This window comes from Alicyclobacillus sp. ALC3 (assembly GCF_028751195.1).
GTDB lineage: Bacteria > Bacillota > Bacilli > Alicyclobacillales > Alicyclobacillaceae > Alicyclobacillus_L.
This window is the reverse complement of the sequence record NZ_CP066784.1, coordinates 3,901,946-3,919,205: the sequence shown is the minus strand read 5'-3', so window position 1 is coordinate 3,919,205 and position 17,260 is coordinate 3,901,946. Positions and strand designations below refer to the sequence as shown.

General features: G+C 55.4%; 16 protein-coding genes. 8 read left to right on the top strand and 8 right to left on the bottom strand.

Translation table 11 applies throughout. From position 1 onward, the window contains the following. Window positions 1-80 precede the first annotated feature (80 nt). Both JC200_RS18020 and JC200_RS18015 read right to left on the bottom strand, forming a co-directional pair. Window positions 81-1,337, bottom strand: a complete 1,257-nt coding sequence (locus JC200_RS18020) for an NRAMP family divalent metal transporter (protein ID WP_274433089.1) — start codon at window positions 1,335-1,337, stop codon at window positions 81-83. A 213-nt stretch (window positions 1,338-1,550) separates the two neighbouring features. After that, window positions 1,551-1,979, bottom strand: coding sequence for a BrxA/BrxB family bacilliredoxin (locus JC200_RS18015; protein ID WP_274433088.1), 429 nt, complete (start codon window positions 1,977-1,979; stop codon window positions 1,551-1,553). A 164-nt stretch (window positions 1,980-2,143) separates the two neighbouring features. On the opposite strand from JC200_RS18015, the gene hemE reads away from it, so the two are divergent. From hemE to hemG, 3 genes are read left to right on the top strand one after another with little or no spacing between them, the layout of a single operon-like run. After that, window positions 2,144-3,208 (top strand): uroporphyrinogen decarboxylase, encoded by a 1,065-nt coding sequence (gene hemE / locus JC200_RS18010; RefSeq protein ID WP_274433087.1) that lies wholly within the window; start codon window positions 2,144-2,146, stop codon window positions 3,206-3,208. A gap of 21 nt (window positions 3,209-3,229) precedes the next feature. Beyond that, on the top strand, window positions 3,230-4,198 hold the full coding sequence (gene hemH, locus JC200_RS18005) for a ferrochelatase (protein WP_274433086.1): 969 nt from the start codon (window positions 3,230-3,232) through the stop codon (window positions 4,196-4,198). Continuing rightward, window positions 4,195-5,703 carry a protoporphyrinogen oxidase gene (hemG, locus tag JC200_RS18000; protein ID WP_274433085.1) on the top strand — a complete coding sequence of 503 codons (1,509 nt, stop codon included), beginning with the start codon at window positions 4,195-4,197 and terminating at the stop codon, window positions 5,701-5,703. Before hemH ends, hemG begins: the two co-directional genes overlap by 4 nt. A gap of 101 nt (window positions 5,704-5,804) precedes the next feature. Here hemG and JC200_RS17995 read toward each other — a convergent pair whose 3' ends face one another. Next, a complete protein-coding gene (locus tag JC200_RS17995) occupies window positions 5,805-7,013 on the bottom strand; it encodes an MFS transporter (RefSeq protein WP_443111833.1) in 1,209 nt (402 codons plus the stop codon). 337 nt (window positions 7,014-7,350) lie between these two features. On the opposite strand from JC200_RS17995, the gene JC200_RS17990 reads away from it, so the two are divergent. From JC200_RS17990 to JC200_RS17980, 3 genes are all read left to right on the top strand, one after another. Further along, entirely contained in the window at window positions 7,351-7,719 is a 369-nt protein-coding gene (locus tag JC200_RS17990) for a hypothetical protein (RefSeq protein WP_274433083.1), read from the top strand. Between the two features lie 218 nt (window positions 7,720-7,937). Further along, on the top strand, window positions 7,938-8,480 hold the full coding sequence (locus JC200_RS17985) for a peroxiredoxin (RefSeq protein WP_274433082.1): 543 nt from the start codon (window positions 7,938-7,940) through the stop codon (window positions 8,478-8,480). Between the two features lie 69 nt (window positions 8,481-8,549). Next, on the top strand, window positions 8,550-8,999 hold the full coding sequence (locus JC200_RS17980) for a TlpA family protein disulfide reductase (RefSeq protein WP_274433081.1): 450 nt from the start codon (window positions 8,550-8,552) through the stop codon (window positions 8,997-8,999). 70 nt (window positions 9,000-9,069) lie between these two features. On the opposite strand, the gene JC200_RS17975 is transcribed toward JC200_RS17980, so the two are convergent. Next, window positions 9,070-9,705, bottom strand: coding sequence for a cation efflux transmembrane domain-containing protein (locus tag JC200_RS17975; RefSeq protein ID WP_274433080.1), 636 nt, complete (start codon window positions 9,703-9,705; stop codon window positions 9,070-9,072). Window positions 9,706-9,870: 165 nt separating this feature from the next. Here JC200_RS17975 and JC200_RS17970 point away from each other — a divergent pair, with 165 nt between their 5' ends. Both JC200_RS17970 and JC200_RS17965 read left to right on the top strand, forming a co-directional pair. Then, entirely contained in the window at window positions 9,871-11,058 is a 1,188-nt protein-coding gene (locus tag JC200_RS17970) for an acyltransferase (RefSeq protein ID WP_274433079.1), read from the top strand. Between the two features lie 101 nt (window positions 11,059-11,159). After that, window positions 11,160-12,332 carry an alpha-hydroxy-acid oxidizing protein gene (locus JC200_RS17965; protein ID WP_274433078.1) on the top strand — a complete coding sequence of 391 codons (1,173 nt, stop codon included), beginning with the start codon at window positions 11,160-11,162 and terminating at the stop codon, window positions 12,330-12,332. Between the two features lie 77 nt (window positions 12,333-12,409). Here JC200_RS17965 and JC200_RS17960 read toward each other — a convergent pair whose 3' ends face one another. The 4 genes from JC200_RS17960 to JC200_RS17945 form a co-directional block, all read right to left on the bottom strand. Then, on the bottom strand, window positions 12,410-13,549 hold the full coding sequence (locus JC200_RS17960) for an alkaline phosphatase family protein (protein ID WP_274433077.1): 1,140 nt from the start codon (window positions 13,547-13,549) through the stop codon (window positions 12,410-12,412). A gap of 275 nt (window positions 13,550-13,824) precedes the next feature. Continuing rightward, window positions 13,825-14,460, bottom strand: a complete 636-nt coding sequence (locus tag JC200_RS17955; RefSeq protein WP_274433076.1) for an MBL fold metallo-hydrolase — start codon at window positions 14,458-14,460, stop codon at window positions 13,825-13,827. A gap of 18 nt (window positions 14,461-14,478) precedes the next feature. Beyond that, window positions 14,479-14,928, bottom strand: coding sequence for a D-aminoacyl-tRNA deacylase (dtd, locus tag JC200_RS17950; RefSeq protein WP_274433075.1), 450 nt, complete (start codon window positions 14,926-14,928; stop codon window positions 14,479-14,481). Window positions 14,929-14,973: 45 nt separating this feature from the next. Next, complete coding sequence (locus tag JC200_RS17945; protein ID WP_443111924.1) at window positions 14,974-17,205, bottom strand: RelA/SpoT family protein; 2,232 nt, start codon at window positions 17,203-17,205, stop codon at window positions 14,974-14,976. Window positions 17,206-17,260 lie beyond the last annotated feature (55 nt).

The following is a 17,260-nucleotide window of genomic DNA, read 5'->3' as shown; positions in this document are numbered from 1 at the left end:
CCGAACAACGATAGGAAAGTCTGTGAAGCACACATTCGCTGATTCTCTGAGGCTAGCAGGCTATGTCCCGCACACTTGCTTCACGCAGCGACCAAGCGAAACGCCATGTAACCGCCAAAGGCCATGACGATGAAGGAGAGCGACCAAACGAGAGCTTTGTTGAAACCCCGCATTCTCCATTCGACAGGCAGCACCCTCGACTCGAGCAGGAGTAAGAACCCGAGGACAACTGGAAGCAGAAGCGCGTTCATGACTTCTGTATCGACAGACAAATTGACCAGATTCATACCACTAAACACCAGGGCGGCGCCACCGATGTGGACTAGAGTGTAGATGAGGTAAAACCACTTGGCATCGCGAACTCTGCTGTTCACGCTGTGCTGAAACCCAACGACTTCGCCAATGCCCCACGCCCCTGCCAGCGAGACCACTAATGCCGCAACGAAACTCGCCCCGAGCATGCCGAGCCCGAAAATCACCTTTGCTCCGCTCCGGCCCAGGAAAGGGACCAGACCGTTCGCAATCTGTGGCACGTTATTCAGCGCTTGGCTCGGGTTCACTGTTCCTACGGTGGCCGCAATCATCACCACGACCGCAATCATCACCACTTGTGTCAGGACTGAACCGACTGCCGTGTCTAATCGAGCTGCCCGCAGGTCTTTGCGTTGCAGTCCGCGGTCAACAACAGCAGATTGTTGGTAGAAGATCATCCACGGCATAATCACCGCGCCAACGTTGGCAGCAAGCAAGTATACGTAAGATGCGTTGTGCAGCGGAATCGTCTGTAATCCTGCCCACACAGCTTGTCCTTTCGGGTGAGCAAGAATGGCACCCGGAATCAGCAAGAGCTCAAATAGTCCAAGTGCGATGCCGATACGCTCGACGCGCTTGTAGCTGCCCGTAAAACCCAGTGCAATCAAGAAGACAGTGGCGAGTGAGACACTGTAACGCGGCGAGATGTTGAACAGTTCCCCGACACCGGCGATGCCGGCAAACTCCGTGACCAGTGCGCCCACGGCAGAAAGAAACAGCGTCGTCACCGAAAAATACGCCCACTTCGTCCCGAAGCGGTCACGGATCAAATCGCCGTGACCCTTCCCGGTCGCAATGCCAAGCCGGACCGTAATTTCCTGAACCACGTAGACAATCGGGATGAGAAGCAGTTGCGGCAACACCATCGCGTAGCCCCACTCTGCCCCCGACTGCGCAGCGGTGATGATGCACCCGGCGTCTGTGTTCGCCAACATCACAATGATGCCGGGTCCGAAGATAGCAAAGACACTCAACAACCGTCGCAACGGCGTGGTTGGCAGACCGATTTGATCCGAAGCTTCCAATCTGCTTGTCACCCCGCCTTGCTGGACTCTTCGCCTCATCAAGTCCAACTTCACGTGCTAAATCGCTGAATTAGTGTACACTAACCGCAAGATAGGGCGCAACGAACAGGTGCTCACGGTTCACGGATGCGGTCTTCTCACCTCAACAAAAAAGGGCGGCCGACAGCCACCCTTCCGAAATCGCGTCACAGTCTTCGCTCTAAAAGTAAATACTCAGCAGTATTCGTCAAACATCTCTTGCAGACGCGAAGCGACGTGCTGGGCGTTGGTGCCTTCAATGTCGCTGCGGTGCAACATCGACACGAGCTTGCCGTCCTTCATCAGCCAAACTGACGGCGAAGACGGTGGGTTGCCTTCAAAGTACTCGCGGGCGCGAGCCGTTGCATCTTTATCCTGGCCAGCGAACACAGTGACCAAGTGGTCGGGACGCACGTCGTGATCAAGTGCCAACGCAGCAGCCGGACGAGCGATGCCGCCAGCACATCCGCAGACGGAGTTCACAAACACGAGTGTCGTACCTGGCTTGTTCTGAAGTGCTTCGTCGACTGCTTCCGAGCTTTTCAACTCTTGGAAGCCGATTTCAGTGAGTTCATCGCGCATGGGTTGAATCATCATGGCGTAGAAGTCGAGTTCAAGACTCATGGAAATACCCCCCTGGTGGTCGTCAGTTGGCTGAAGCCGACTGATACAACCGAGTTCAGACAGTACTATTATACCCCTGACGGTCAAGATCTGGGAGGCGGTTGCATCCCCCGCGTTGGCACGGTATAACTAACCTGGACTCATTGTCGGAAGAGAGGGTGTTCATGCTGGAAAATACGCGTTTTCTCGACGCCTGCTGGCGCCGTCCTGTCGACCGTCTGCCGGTCTGGTACATGCGCCAGGCTGGGCGCTACCAGCCTGAATACCGCAAGATTCGCGAGCGTTACTCCTTGCTGGATATTGTCCGTCACCCAGAAGTGTGCAAAGAGGTCACCATGCTTCCTGTCGAACAGCTTAACGTGGACGCTGCCATTCTGTTCTCAGACATCATGGTTCCGGTTGGGCCGCTCGGGGTACAATTTGACATCAAAGAGGCCGTTGGCCCTGTCATTGAGTCACCGATCCGGTCACAGAGCGACGTCGACCGCTTACATCTGTACGATCCCGTTGCTGAACTTCCCTATGTCTTTGACACCATTCAGATGTTGCATCGGGATTTGAAGGTGCCGCTGATCGGCTTTACAGGTGGGCCTTTCACACTGGCCAGTTACCTAGTGGAAGGTGGACCTTCCCGAAATTACGTTCGCACCAAGCAACTGATGTGGAGTGAGCCCGACGTTTGGCAGTCGCTGATGGACAAGCTCGCGGATATGACAATATCGTATCTAACAGCACAAATCGACGCTGGCGCGCGCGCCGTGCAGTTGTTTGACAGTTGGGTTGGCAGCCTCGCCCCTGAGGATTTCGAAACTTTTGTGCTGCCGGTGATTCAACGCGTATTCGCAGCTTTAGAGCCGCACGGTGTTCCACTCATTTACTCTGGCGTCGTCACAGGCGAACTGTTGCCTCTCATTGCTAAAACTGGAGCGACAGTTGTCAGCATTGACTGGCGCGTTCCAATCGAGTCTGCGCGCGCGAGACTCGGTTCAAATATCGCGATCCAGGGCAATCTCGACCCTGCGATGCTGTTTGCCCCTTGGTCAGCCATTCTACCTAGAGCACGTGCCATCGTCGATGCGGGACTTGCGGCACCGGGTTTCATCTTCAACCTCGGTCACGGGGTTGTTCACAACAATCCGCCGATTGAGACCGCTATATTGCGGCAATTAACCGACTTTGTCCACGCCTACAGCAGCGAGTGCATTGCGCAGTCTGTCGCCAAGTTTTAGGCATGGTAAGGAGGAACTAGCTTGACACAAGTACCATCGTCAACCGATACCCCACTTGAACAGGCACCGCTTGGCATCTTACTCATGGCGTACGGCACCCCGCGTCAAGTCGACGAAGTCGAGGCCTACTACACGCACATTCGACACGGCCACCCTCCGACGAAGGAACTTCTAGATGATTTGCTCCGGCGTTACCAGGCGATTGGCGGCCTGTCTCCGCTCAACGCCATTACCGAAGCGGAGGCCCGTGGACTCGAGACCGCTCTCAACGCTGATGGCGGTCGACCGGTTCGTGTTTATCTAGGGATGAAACACACCCACCCGTTTATCGGCGACATAGTCCAGCAAATGGCGCAAGACGGTATCGCAGAAGCCGTTACGCTCGTGCTCGCTCCACACTACTCGACCCGGAGCGTGGCCGAATACCAACGAGCGGCTTCGGACGCCGCGCGCGAAGCCGGAAACTTAGCGCTCTATCACGTGGACTTCTGGTATGACAACGTGAAGTTTTTACAGTTGATTGCGAACCGCGTGCGCTCCCGTTTGACTGACTTTGGCAACGCAGAAGATGTGATGGTGGTCTTCTCTGCTCACAGCCTGCCAGAGAAAATCCTTGCAGCTGGCGACCCATATCAAGACCAGTTGCACGCCACCGGCGATGCTGTAGCTAAAGCTCTGAATCTCAAGCAGTACATGTTCGCGTGGCAAAGTGCTGGGCGGACGGCGGACAAATGGCTCGGTCCAGACATTCTTGATGTGCTCCGCGACCTAGCTGCAAACGGCCGCAAGAACGTGCTCTTGTGCCCCGTCGGTTTTGTCTCAGACCACCTTGAAGTGCTGTACGACGTCGATATCGAAGCCCAAGCCCTCGCGCACGAGCTTGGCATCAAGCTGGCTCGCACAGAAAACTTGAACGCAGACCCCGCGTTCATCGACGTATTGCGAGATGTTGTGCGGTCTCGGGAGACGGCTGCGGAGACAGAACGATGAAAAGCCAGGATGTCGTGATTGTCGGCGGCGGGATTACGGGGCTGACAGCCGCCTACCGATTGAAGCAGCTTGCTGACGCACGAGATATATCCATTCACTGTACTGTCCTTGAACAAGGCGACCGTTTTGGCGGCAAGATTTTCACCCATCGCCAAGACGGTTTTGTTCTCGAACGCGGACCCGATTCTTTACTAGCCCGCAAAGAAGCTGCGACGCGCTTGATTCGCGACCTCGGTTTGGAGTCCGAAATGGTGGGTACAAATCCTAACCCGAAGGCTCAGAAGACGTACATGGTCTATCGGGGCCAACTGACTCCGATGCCGGCAGGCACAAATATGGGTATCCCTGCAGACCTCGGCTTGTTCATGAAGACCGAGCTCCTCTCTGGTTCTGAGAAAGCCCGCGCGCTCATGGATATGGTTTTGCCCCGAGGTCACCAGGACAAAGATCAGTCGGTCGGAGCATTTTTGCGCCGTCGACTGGGCGATGCTGTGGTCGAACGCATCTGTGAACCTCTGCAAGCTGGAATTTACGCAGGGTCGATCGACCACCTCAGCCTCCAGACGACGTTCCCGCAGTTTCTCGAGCTCGAGCGAAAGTACCGCAGTATCATCATCGGATCGCGAACCGAGCGCCAAGCCCTATTGGCACGGCTGGAAAAGGCGAAACAAGCGTCCGCCTCGAGTGGGGCCGCAACCGATAGTGCACCGATCGGCGCAGCCGCAGGCCGCAGCACATTTGTGACCGTACGACACGGATTGCAGAGCATAATCGAGCGGCTGTACGATGAACTCGCCGATTGGGCCGACCTGCGTACCCTTGCGCCGGTGATCGATGTGAGTGCTCGACCAGACGGCAGTTACAGTGTTTCAACGATACGCGAAGGTGTCCAAGAAACCCTGCACGCGGACACGGTTATTTGCGCAACGCCGGCTATGAGCGCCGCACAGATACTGAAGCAAATTTCGCCTCAGGCAGCAGCGGAAATTGCTCAGATTGAATACGTTTCGACGGCAACCGTGATCTTAGTCTACCGAGAGAACCAAGTGCCAGGTGAGCTCGATGCCTCTGGCTTTCTTGTGCCTCGCACGGAGAATCGAGCCATCACCGCTAGCACGTGGCTGTCGAGCAAGTGGCCACATACGACACCGGACGGGCATATCGTGATCCGCTGTTATGTCGGACGGGCTGGGCAGCAATCCGGACTGGAACTCGACGACCCGGGCATCGTCGAAGCGGTGCGAGCTGAGTTGAAATCCCTTCTCCACCTCGACGCCAAGCCGCAGTACACGCTGGTCACGCGTTGGAATCACGCGATGCCGCAATATCAAGTGGGACACCTCAAGCGGGTGGAACGGGCCGAGCAAGCACTGGCACAGTCCGCGCCAGGCGTATACATCGCGGGAGCAGGATATTACGGCATCGGTGTCCCAGACTGCATTCGCCACGGCGAACAGGTAGCGGCAAGTGCGCTCGACTATCTGACGGGCGCGGCAGTGCGCTGATGAGCGAACATAAGGGGAGAACAGGCCGTCCCGCAGGTGCTTACTGACCGAACGGGCGGCCTTTATTCGCCTGAGTCGTGAGTAGCTCGGCAGGGGTCACCTCACGAAAGAGCAGCCTTGCGCACACGGTCGGACGGCAAAAACCACGCAACCACCGCACAGACTAGTGGCAGTACAGAGAGCACGGTAAACACCGTTGGCACGCCAAAAGCGTCAGAAACTCCGCCGAGCAGTGTCGCTCCGATACCTCCGGCCCCAACGCCAAAGCCGATCGACAGGCCAGATGCCATCGCGAGGTTGCGCGGCAGAAGCATTTGCATATACACCACCGTTACAGCAAACGAAGACAACACACTGGCACCGAAGAACACTAGGTCAAGAACCGACCACACCCCGTGTACGTGCGGGAACAAAAGCGCAAAAGGCGTCGCTACAACCATCGACCCAACCAACAGTCTCTTCAGACCGATGCGGTCAGACCAGACACCCCCGAGAAACGTGCCAAGCGCACCGGAGCCGACAAACACGAAGTTCAGCAACTCAGACTGTTGGAGCGATAAGTGGTGCAAGTAAAACGGTAAAAACACCACAACTCCAACCTGACACCAAGACCGAAAAATAATCACGAGCAGTAGAACGACCACGCCAGGGATATTGTTCTCCCCCGCTCGCTCTGCAACTTTTGCGTTTCCCTCTTTTACCTTCGCGCCAAGCCAACCCAAGATTTGCCCGGTCAGACCGAGCGAAAGCAGCGCCACCGGCAAGAACCAGAGCAAGCCGCTGATGCCGGTCCGCGAGAGAAACAACGGGATCATCAAAGGCCCGAATGCTTGCCCTGCGTTACCCCCCACTTGAAAGATGGATTGAGCCAATCCCTTCTTGCCACCGGACGCGTAGTGCGTGCCCCGCGAGGCTTCCGGGTGAAAAGCACCGGAGCCAAAACCGGAAATCGCCACGCACAGCAACAAGAGTGGCAGCGTGTGAACAGCACCAGTCAGCGCCAGCCCTAAGCAAGACAGGAACAGACCAATCATGTACCACCAAACACGAGGTTTGCGGTCACTCAGCACGCCGAAAATTGGCTGCATTACAGAAGACGTCAAGTAAGAGACCAGGACAATACTTGTGGACTGTACGTAGTTCAGATGAAACGCCTGCTTATACATCACAACCAGGGCAGGCACCAACCCTGTCGTCATCAAGTCATTGAGAAAGTGGGATGCACTGAATGTAAAGACGGCTCTCTTCACCAACGGCTGACGCACACGTGCAACGGGACCCGCGGTTTCACCTGTGGCATGATTCGACACCGCATTTCCCTCCTGTCTGTTCTTGAGTCTAGGGTGTTTCTCACCGCATCCGCATGACACCGGCCTCTGAACAACACAAACAACCTTGTTATTATGAGGAACTTACCGCCAAAACGCCACTCGATCAGAACAGCTGTGCAAAACAAGCAATTCCCACCAATGAGACCCTAGGCCAAGGAGTCAAGCGTCAGTTCGTACTGGTGGCGCACCTGACTGCCAACAGCTCACGTGCCTGCACCTCAGCTGTCGGCACGCCGTCATAAAGGCTGGGACAAGCCCATAGACATAGATCACAACTTCTCAAACCGATTTTCGGAATGGGAGAAGAGGTGAATGCATGTTTGTTGTGAGATGGAAAATTATAGTCGGCATTGTTAGTGTGGTCTTTGCTACGTACGCCGCCTCACAGGCGATTGCCATTGCACAGGCCGGGGTTGCCAATCAAATCCCGCAGCTCGAAGGAGATGGCGGTGGCGCTCTGCTGTTTGCAGTGGTGCTTGCAACGGCAGGTATTGCGGGCATGTGGAAGGCCATCATAGCACTGCCACTGTACGCCATTACCCTCATCATCGGTGTGTTGGTTGCGCTCATCTACCAAGACTTGATGCTGTGGTTCTGGGACTTCGGCGTTTTAATTCTCGGCGCTGCCACAGTCTTCGGCGCGCGTCAGGCGCAGCAACGGCGTCGGCAGCCGGGCGCCGCGTAGTTAACACCGTGACCACACGGAGTTCAGGCAGGCTATCGGTCGGCTAAACGGCAACGCTGGGTCCTCCCATCGTTGCCGTTTGCTTGTGAAATTGTAGCAGAGCACTCCCTCAACTTGATTAGAACGATTCTAAAATGATACGATAGCCGAGGCAGCTACAGGCCTGCGAACGCAGCGCAGACCAAATTTCACCTGCAGATTTGAAGGAGGACACGACTATGCCATTCGTCGGAAACCCAGCACCGGACTTTGAAATGAAGTCGACCAAAAACCTGAACAACTTGGACGAGCCAGTCAAACTGTCTGACTACCGTGGCAAGTGGTTGGTGTTCTTCTTCTACCCGGCAGACTTCACTTTCGTCTGCCCGACGGAAATCCAGGCCCTGAATGAACGTCTGCAGGAGTTCCACGACCTCGACTGCGAAGTGCTCGGGTGCTCTACAGACAGCGTGCACAGCCACCGTGCCTGGATCAACACACCGAAAGACAAGGATGGCCTGGGTTCGATCAACTACCCGCTCGCAGCAGATTTTACGAAGGAAGTCGCGCGCAAGTACGATGTGCTCGTAGAGGAATCCGGTCAGGCACTGCGCGGATTGTTTATCATCGACCCAGAAGGCATCCTGCGCTATCAGGTCGTACATGACATGGATATTGGCCGCAGCGTCGATGAGACGTTGCGTGTGCTTGAAGCTCTGCAAGCCGGCGGTCTGTGCCCGGCAAACTGGAAGCGCGGCGGACAGCTCCTCACCGCTCACTAAGCCGCACAGTCAGCGGGTGGGACGACAAGCCGTCGCCCACCCGCTTTTCCATACACGGAGGTGAATATTATGCCAATGCGTTTAGGTACTCCGATTCCGAGTCTCGAAGGTGCACAGTGGCTGCAGCCTACTGGCGGCGTAAAAGTCGAGCCAGCGCCAGTGACCTTGGTTCACTTCTGGGCGGTCTCTTGTCATATCTGTCATGAAACCATGCCAGACGTGTCTGCCATGCGAGATCGATACATTGAACACGGTCTTCAGACCTTTGCGTTTCACCTGCCGCGCATGGAAGAAGACATTGATCTCGACAAAATCAAGCGTGACATTGACCAGTTCAACATGACACAACCCGTCGGCCTAGACCACGACCGCGTCATTGCAGAACGTTTTCAAAACGAGTACGTCCCGGCGTTTTTCATTTTTAACGCCAACGGTGAACTCGCATTCCGCGCTGCGGGAGACAAAGGGTTTGCGAAGGTCGAAGGTAAAATTCGCGAGGTCCTCGGGCTCGACAGTTGAGAGCGTTACTTTCTGGTGAACACGTGGGTGTCTCAACGGGCATCAAGCCTGTTGAGACACTTGGTCTGCTTCAGTGCCCGTGGATATGAGCGTGTTGACCTGAACGCGCAGCCTCAATCGCCTCCCAACCTTCTTGGAAGACAAAATAGACAAGCAACAGTGACGCCGCGCCATCAGCCCACCACCAACCGAACAAAGACGTCAGCATGACTCCGGCAACGACTGTCCAGGCCATGTACGCACAAACCACCGTACAGGCTGCGTCACCGAGTAGAGCCGCACTCCCGATATCACTGCCAATCTTGCGTTTAAACGTTGCCAAGTTCGGCATGAGCAGCCCGGAGGCAAGGGCCAGAGCCAAACCAAGCGGCGTGTGTCCGGGAGTCTGACGCGCTAGCAACTCGTGACCAGCTGCAAGCAGTATGTAAATGGCAAGTGCCATCAAGGACAGGCCAACGACCCAGGAGGCAATGCGTTCGGCAGCTTCGCTTTTTGGAGCCCCGGCCCCGCGTGCCTCGACCCACAGACGCCACAACAGCACGGCCCCGGATACGAATTCAATCACAGAATCTGCTCCAAACGACGTGAGTGCTACTGAATGTGCAGAGAGTCCAGTAGATAGGGCGACTCCGGCTTCCACCACAAGCCACGTGAGTGATAAGACCTCCACCCGCAGACCGCGTTTGATGCTGTGAAGTCGGTTCACTAAGTACCCCCCTCCCCTCCCTGTAACTGGAGTAGACCCGCGCCACGCTTCAAGATATGATGACATACGTGTAGACATGCCGATCTACGTTTTCGATACTGATTCAACAAAAACGTGGTATCTTATTTTTGTTGTCATCATGTTAATTGAGAGGGGAACCGTGCTTTGGCCGAACGAAGACACTTATACGAGATCGACCTAATGCGGGCATTTATCATGCTCTGTGTTTTGTCGGTTCATACTACATCGTTCTTCAATTCCATGAACTTCGACTACACTTTTCCTTTTGTCTCCATGGGTGCGCTAATTACGACGCTGCACTACACGCGCGAAGGTTTCTTTTTTATCACCGGCCTTGTTCTGTTCGTTACCTACTATCATCGCCCGTTTCGTACTTTGCAGTTTTGGAAGAAACGGTTTACGCTGATTGTCGTACCCTATCTGGCATTCAACGCTATCTACGTGTTATCTGGCTATCTGTTTGCTCCGAACGTGACTTGGTCCTGGGCAGGCATTTGGCGCACGTGGTGGACCTCGGTTGCAACCGGCCATCAGTGGTTTTTGTACTACGTACTCGTATCTATGCAGCTGTATATCGTCTTCCCGTTGCTGCTCAAAGGCCTGCGCAAGTTTGAACGCTATCAACTCTACATTCTCATTGGCAGTTTTATCTTCCAACTAGTGATGATGTGGGCGTTCAAATTCAACAAGATACCAGGCCAAGACCTCCCGTGGGGACTGCGCCAGGTCTACTTCTATCGAGACCGCTTTGTCCTCACCTATCAATTCTGGTTTATCGCAGGCGGCATTATGGCGTGCCACTACGACAAGGTGCTTGCTTTTGTCGATCGCCACCGATTGGCCCTACGAGCTTGGCTCGTGTTTGCCATCCTCTTTGTGTGGGCTCATTATGTGTTCGACCACCTCGTCCTCCATCAACCTGAGCATATGGCCGACACCGTCTTGCAACCTATCATGATTCCGTACAGCCTCTTGGTGACCGCGAATATGTGGTACGCCGGCGTCCAGTGGTCGCGACGAAGGTTGACGCCAGGCTGGAAGCCATTCTCGTGGTTTGTGACCGTTGCCTCGTCTGCGTCGTTTGGCATCTTTCTGATTCAGCCGCTGCCGCTGCATTATATGGAAAATACAATTTCCGCTTGGCAACGAGCGGGAAACCCTGCTTGGCTGCACTTTAGTCTGTGGCCGTTTTGCATCCTGTTTGTGTACTTGTCTTCTATGGTCATCGCCCATTGGATTGGGAAGGTTCCCATCCTTGCCTACATCGTAGGGCGAAAGGTCAACTGGCCGCGTCGAAACGCAGCAAACTCTGTGACAACCCGCACTGCCTAAGTCCTCTTGCACGAACATCAGCCCACGTGCCGTTTCGGCCGTGGGCTTTGCTATACTAAAACCAGCAAAGCTCATAGCGACGGGAGAGTGCATCAGCGCCAATGACCAAACACGGTTTCGAGGCACAACTCAACATGTACACACGTTCGCTGACGGGACAGACTGAGTGGCAGTGGCCTGTCTCAGCGAACGACTGGCGAGCACAGGCGCGAACAACACTGGCAGCAGGCCCATGGGGCTATGTGGACGGCGGCGCGGGTGACGAGTCCACAATGCGTGCCAATCGAGCAGCGTTTGAACGCTGGCAAATTCGCCCTCGCCTGTTGCGCAACGTGGAGGACCGCGATCTCACAGTGACCCTCTTTGGGCACTCCTTTCCCACGCCATTCCTGCTGGCTCCGATTGGTGTTCAATCCATCATTCACCCAGACGCGGACCTTGCCAGTGCCCGCGCTGCGGCCAAACACCATATCCCGTTTATTCTTAGTACCGTGTCCTCAGTTGATATCGAGACAGTTGCGCGCGAGACGACGGACGCTGTTCGGTGGTTCCAACTCTATCCGGGTCGCGATGCCGACGTTGTCTCGAGCTTTATCCACAGAGCGGAAACAGCAGGTTACTCCGCGCTCGTCGTTACGGTTGACACGACGATGCTTGGCTGGCGTGAACAAGACTTGAAGAACCTTTATCTGCCGTTCCTGCAGGGGCAAGGAATCGCAAATTTCCTGTCCGATCCCGCATTTTGCCGCAGACTGGGTGCTCTGCCCGAAGAAAACTTGTCCGCAGCGATTCAGGAGTTCCTCTCCATCTACGTGAACCCGGCCTTTACCTGGGACGACTTGTCCAAAATCCGCGCTCAGACTCACCTACCGTTGTTGGTTAAAGGGCTCACGCATCCCGAAGACGTCCAAGAGGCCGCGCGGCGTGGTGCAGACGGCGTCATTCTCTCCAACCACGGTGGAAGACAGGTCGACGGTTCCGTGACCACTCTGGACGCCCTCGCCGATGCGCGCGCCATCGTCGGTGATAGTTATCCGTTGCTGTTAGACAGCGGAATCCGCCATGCAGCAGATGTCGTGAAGGCGTTGGCGCTCGGAGCAAACGCCGTACTGATTGGACGCCCATACGCCTACGCTTTGGCGATTGGCGGTCAGGCTGGTGTAGACGAACTCCTGACCCAATGGACAGCAGAACTTGATTTACAATTGGCGCTCGCCGGACAGCGTGCGGTTCGAGACATCGACCGGGCCTGTATACGTGATGTACGCGGGTAGTCACGCTCGCGCAGTTCCGGAGAAAGCGGCCGTCTCACCGAGACGGCCGCTTCTCCTTGCCTGTCACACTGAACTGCTTAACGCTCGCCCAACTGAGGCTCACCCGGAATATTGAGCGTCTTGACCTGTTGCGCGTCTGACGCGTAACCGATGAATCCGATGTTCCAGTTCTGTTCAATGGTACGCAGCAAAGAGTAGTGGTCGGCCCAAGTGTTCAGGGTAAAGTGACCCTTTGCAGCATTGTCAATCATAATCATCGGCACTTTGCCGCCGCCGTAAGCGCCACCGCTCCAGTTGTATCCGTCAACCGTGCCAGCAGGTACAATCGGCGCGTCCGGACCTGGGGCAGTGAACGTGGCAAGCGTAGAAGCACTCGGCGTCACACCGTACGTGGGATACTCGGCTTCGTCCCAGGTGATGTAGATCACGGATTTGCTCGATTTCCAGCTCTTTGACGACATAATTTCTTGTACCGTGTTCTGGATGAATTTGTTGCCCGCTGCGATCAACTGGTCATTCGTCATCGTGTACGGGGGTTGTCCGTGCATATCGTTAATCACGTTCGGCGCGATGAACGAGAAGTTAGGCACGTGATTGCTCTTCAAGTCCTTCTGCAACTGCGTGAGCGGCACGACATTTTTCGCGCGCGCCTTATTGTTCGCAATGTCTGTCATCAGCATAAAGGGGTTGTGCTTCTTCGCGTAGAGCGCATTGGATGGCGTTGTCGAAGGAGCGGTACCTGCCGGCTCATTGTTTGGGTACCAGTACCCTGTGTAGCCCGCAGACGGCATGCTTTCCATGTAACCCTTCCACGAGATGTGGTGAGCAACTAACTGGTCGACAAGGTTTGTGTGATTAAACATTTGGGTCGGGTCGTCGCTGTTTGTTCCCCAGTTGTTTCCCGACAAGAAGGCGACGTAGTTGGCAAGGCTCTCGTGGGTAACGCCAAAGTAGTTGTTTTCATAGCCGTATGTGTTCGCAAGCTTGCTGATGTACGGCGCGTTCGCGTTTCCGATAATCTGCGGGGTTCCTTCATTCTCCATCATGATTACATACACGTGTTGGAACGGTGCGTTCGTGCGCTCGACATGCTTGGCTGGCTTGTCGTGCTGTGTGCCATGGTCCGCGGACGCATACGTCGGCAGGGTCGTCACACCGAGCACGCCTGCAGCCACTGTTGCCACTGATAACGGATATAACCACGTCTTCCTTCTCACAACAAACGCCTCCCGTATCTATAGTAGTTCCCCTTCGGACGTCCATAAGAATAGCAGGTTTGTTCAAACACTCTGCGGTGACATCGTAAAAGTTGCGTGAAGCTTGTGTTTACGTTGTAAACCGGACCCACTCTCGACACCCTGCAGTGGTTCGGAGGCCTATCGCATTTGTCCACAGCCTGTGGATATCGTTGTGCACAACTCAAAGACAAGCGGAGCCCGCGATTGAGCTCCGCTCTGCACAGTCATAGCCAAGTTTTCCACAGCCAGAGACTTTACAATTGAACGAGGAACATGTTCGAGGTGCGCTCACGGCCCATAGATGTCGGTTGACCATGCCCCGGGTACAACTCGAGGTCGTCTCGGAGTTGTAGCAACTTGCGCAAAGAGGTTTCCATCGCTTTGGCGTCGCCAAGGTAGAAGTGTGTAGCCCCAATCGTACCAGCAAACAGCGTATCTCCGGTAAAGGCCATCCGCTCCCCGACAATACAGACACTGCCAGGCGAATGTCCCGGAGTGTGCCAGATGGTAAATTCGTCTGACCCAAGCGTTAGCTTCTGACCATCCTCAAAGGAACCATCAGGCGGATTAAGCGCTGGCACCGAGCGAGCGAACATCTCCTGAGTCGCTTGCGCCACATTGTCCCAAATCGGCATATCTGCGGGGTGGACATAGGCAGGCGCGCCGTATTTGGCCCGCACGAGATCGACGCCCATCACGTGGTCAAAATGCGCGTGTGTGTTCCACACGGCGGTGACATTCAGCTGGTGTTCACGGATGTAGGCAAAGACGGCGTCGAGTGCTGTATCACCGGGGTCAATCACAACCGCGTCCCGCCCCACGGCTTCGTCCTGAGACAAGATATAGCAATTAGAACGAATCGGGCTGATTACAAACGTAGCTAACTGCATCTTTTCACCTCATCCCCGTCAAATCTTCCGCTCACTGTCGATGAGGATGGTCACTGGGCCATCGTTGACCAGTTCCACCTTCATCATCGCGCCAAATTCACCAGTCTCCACGTCGAAGCCGTAACTGCGGAGAGCGTCATTAAACACCTCGTAAAGTCTACGAGCTGCCTCGGGTGCAGCCGCCTGCATGTAGTTTGGCCGTCTGCCCTTCCTGACGTCTCCGTAGAGCGTGAACTGCGACACGGATAACACAGCTCCTCCCACTGCCTCGAGGTCCAGATTCATCTTTCCGCTGTCGTCCTCAAAGACGCGCAAGTGAGCAACCTTCTCAGCCAAATAGTGTGCATCCGTCTCCGAGTCGCCGTCGCGAACACCGAGGAGTACCACATAACCGTGGTCGATGGACCCTGTTGTCCGGTTTCCAACTGTCACCTTGGCGCGACCGCTGCGTTGTACTACCGCACGCATACACTCACTCCTCGTCTGCCAAAACACCGTCGTTTTGCCTGTACGTTATTGAACAATCCGCCGGACACTGTGAATATCCTTGACACGTTTGATTCGTTCAACTACCGTGCGCAGGTGGTCGAGATTGCGAATCCGGATGCTGATCGACAAGTGTGCAATCCGTTTACTGTCGACGCGCGCACTCATGGCTGTCACGTCTGTCTTTGTCTCGGCGACCGCGTTCATCACTTCGTTCACGAGCCCGTGTCGGTCCAGCGCAATCACCTCTAGCTCCACGTGGTAGGCCTGATCGGCGCGCGTCGCCCACTCAACTTCTAGTACGCGACTTCCCTCCTCGCGGAGCGAATCTATATTTGGGCAATCCTGGCGGTGTACGGACACACCTCGTCCACGCGTGACAAAACCAATGATCTCGTCCCCCGGCACGGGATTGCAGCAGCGCGCAAAGCGAATCAACAGGTTGTCTATGCCGCGCACGCGAACACCGCTGCCCGTCGGCTTGTCTCGTTCGCGCAATTCAAGCGCCAGTGTATCAGGGGGTTGTTCTTGATGATCACGCCGGTACCGCTCGATGAGCCGCGTCGTGACCTGCGCCGCACTCAGTCCGCCATAGCCGACTGCAGCAAACATGTCCTCGTCCTTTGTAAAGTTGAACTTGGTCAAAACCTCTGCCATATACGCTGGGACCATCAGAGTCCGCGGTTCAAAGCGTTGGCGAGAGAGTTCCTTTTCAATCAGTTCTTTACCGCGAGCAACGTTTTCTTCGCGCTTCTCACGTTTGAACCACTGACGAATCTTGCTCTTCGCCTGAGAGGACTGGACGATTTTCAGCCAGTCGCGGCTTGGTCCATAACTGTGCTTAGAAGTCAGAACTTCTACGATGTCGCCTGTTCGCATACGGTAGTCCAAAGGAACAATCTTTCCGTTGACTTTTGCCCCGATGCAGCGATTGCCGATGTCGGTGTGAATCCGGTATGCAAAGTCAATCGGCACCGACCCAGCTGGCAGTTCAATCACCGAGCCCTTCGGTGTAAAGACAAAAACCTCGTCCGAAAACAAGTCGAGCTTCAGTGTTTCCATGAATTCTTGAGCATCGCGGAAATCCTGTTGCCACTCGAGGACCTCGCGAAACCAGGCCAGTTTTTGGGCAAACTTCCCTTCTGCCCGAGTTTCTCCCTCTTTATAGGCCCAGTGCGCTGCGATGCCAAATTCTGCGGTCTGGTGCATTTCCCAGGTCCGAATCTGAATCTCGAGCGGCTCCCCGTGCGGTCCGACCACGGTGGTGTGCAAGCTCTGGTACATGTTCGCTTTCGGCATGGCAATGTAGTCCTTAAACCGTCCCGGCATCGGCTTCCACAGAGTGTGTACGACACCGAGCACACCGTAGCAGTCCTTGATACTCTCGACGATGACACGCACAGCGAACAGGTCGTAGATCTCGTTGAACGACTTGCCTTGGTTCACCATCTTGCGGTAGACGCTGTAAATGTGTTTGGCACGCCCAGAGACATCGGCTTGAATTTCTAGGTTCGCGAGTCGCTCGCGCAGCAGGTCCATGACCTCTCCGACATAAGTCTCACGTTCCTGCCTCTTTTGCGCCATCAAGTGGACAATACGGTAGTACTCGTGGGGATTTAAGTAGCGTAGCGCGAGGTCTTCTAACTCCCATTTCATCGTGTTGATACCGAGTCGATGTGCCAGCGGACCAAAGATCTCGAGTGTTTCCCGCGCAGTCCGCAGTTGCTTGTCGGGCGGCTGGAAGCGCAGGGTGCGCATGTTGTGCAGACGGTCAGCGAGTTTGATGAGCAGGACACGGATGTCTTTTGCCATGGCGAGGAACATCTTACGCAGGTTCTCCGCCTGATGTTCTTCGCGGGAGTCAAACTTAATCCGCTTCAGCTTCGTGACGCCATCAACCAGCGCAGCAACCTCGGACCCGAACTGACGGACGAGTTCCTCATCAGTCACAGCGGTATCTTCGACCACATCGTGCAGGAGAGCGGCCGCGAGCGTCGTCGCTTCCAGTTGCAACTCAGCTAGAATGCTCGCGACAGCCAGCGGGTGAGTGATGTACGGGTCACCCGATTTGCGAAACTGTCCTCTGTGAGCAGCCTCAGCGAACTCATAGGCACGTCGAACCACAGTCGCATCGTCGGCCGTGCCGTAGGAGAGCACCTGTTCACACAGCTTGTCGACCGTGAGTGGACTATTTTTACGCGTTCGAGCACTTGACTGTTCTATTTCTGCCTCCGGAGGCCTTCCGTCGTCCTGTTGCATCCACGTCTCCACCCATGCATCCACCCTTGCAGACCCGCCTTCAATACAATACGAG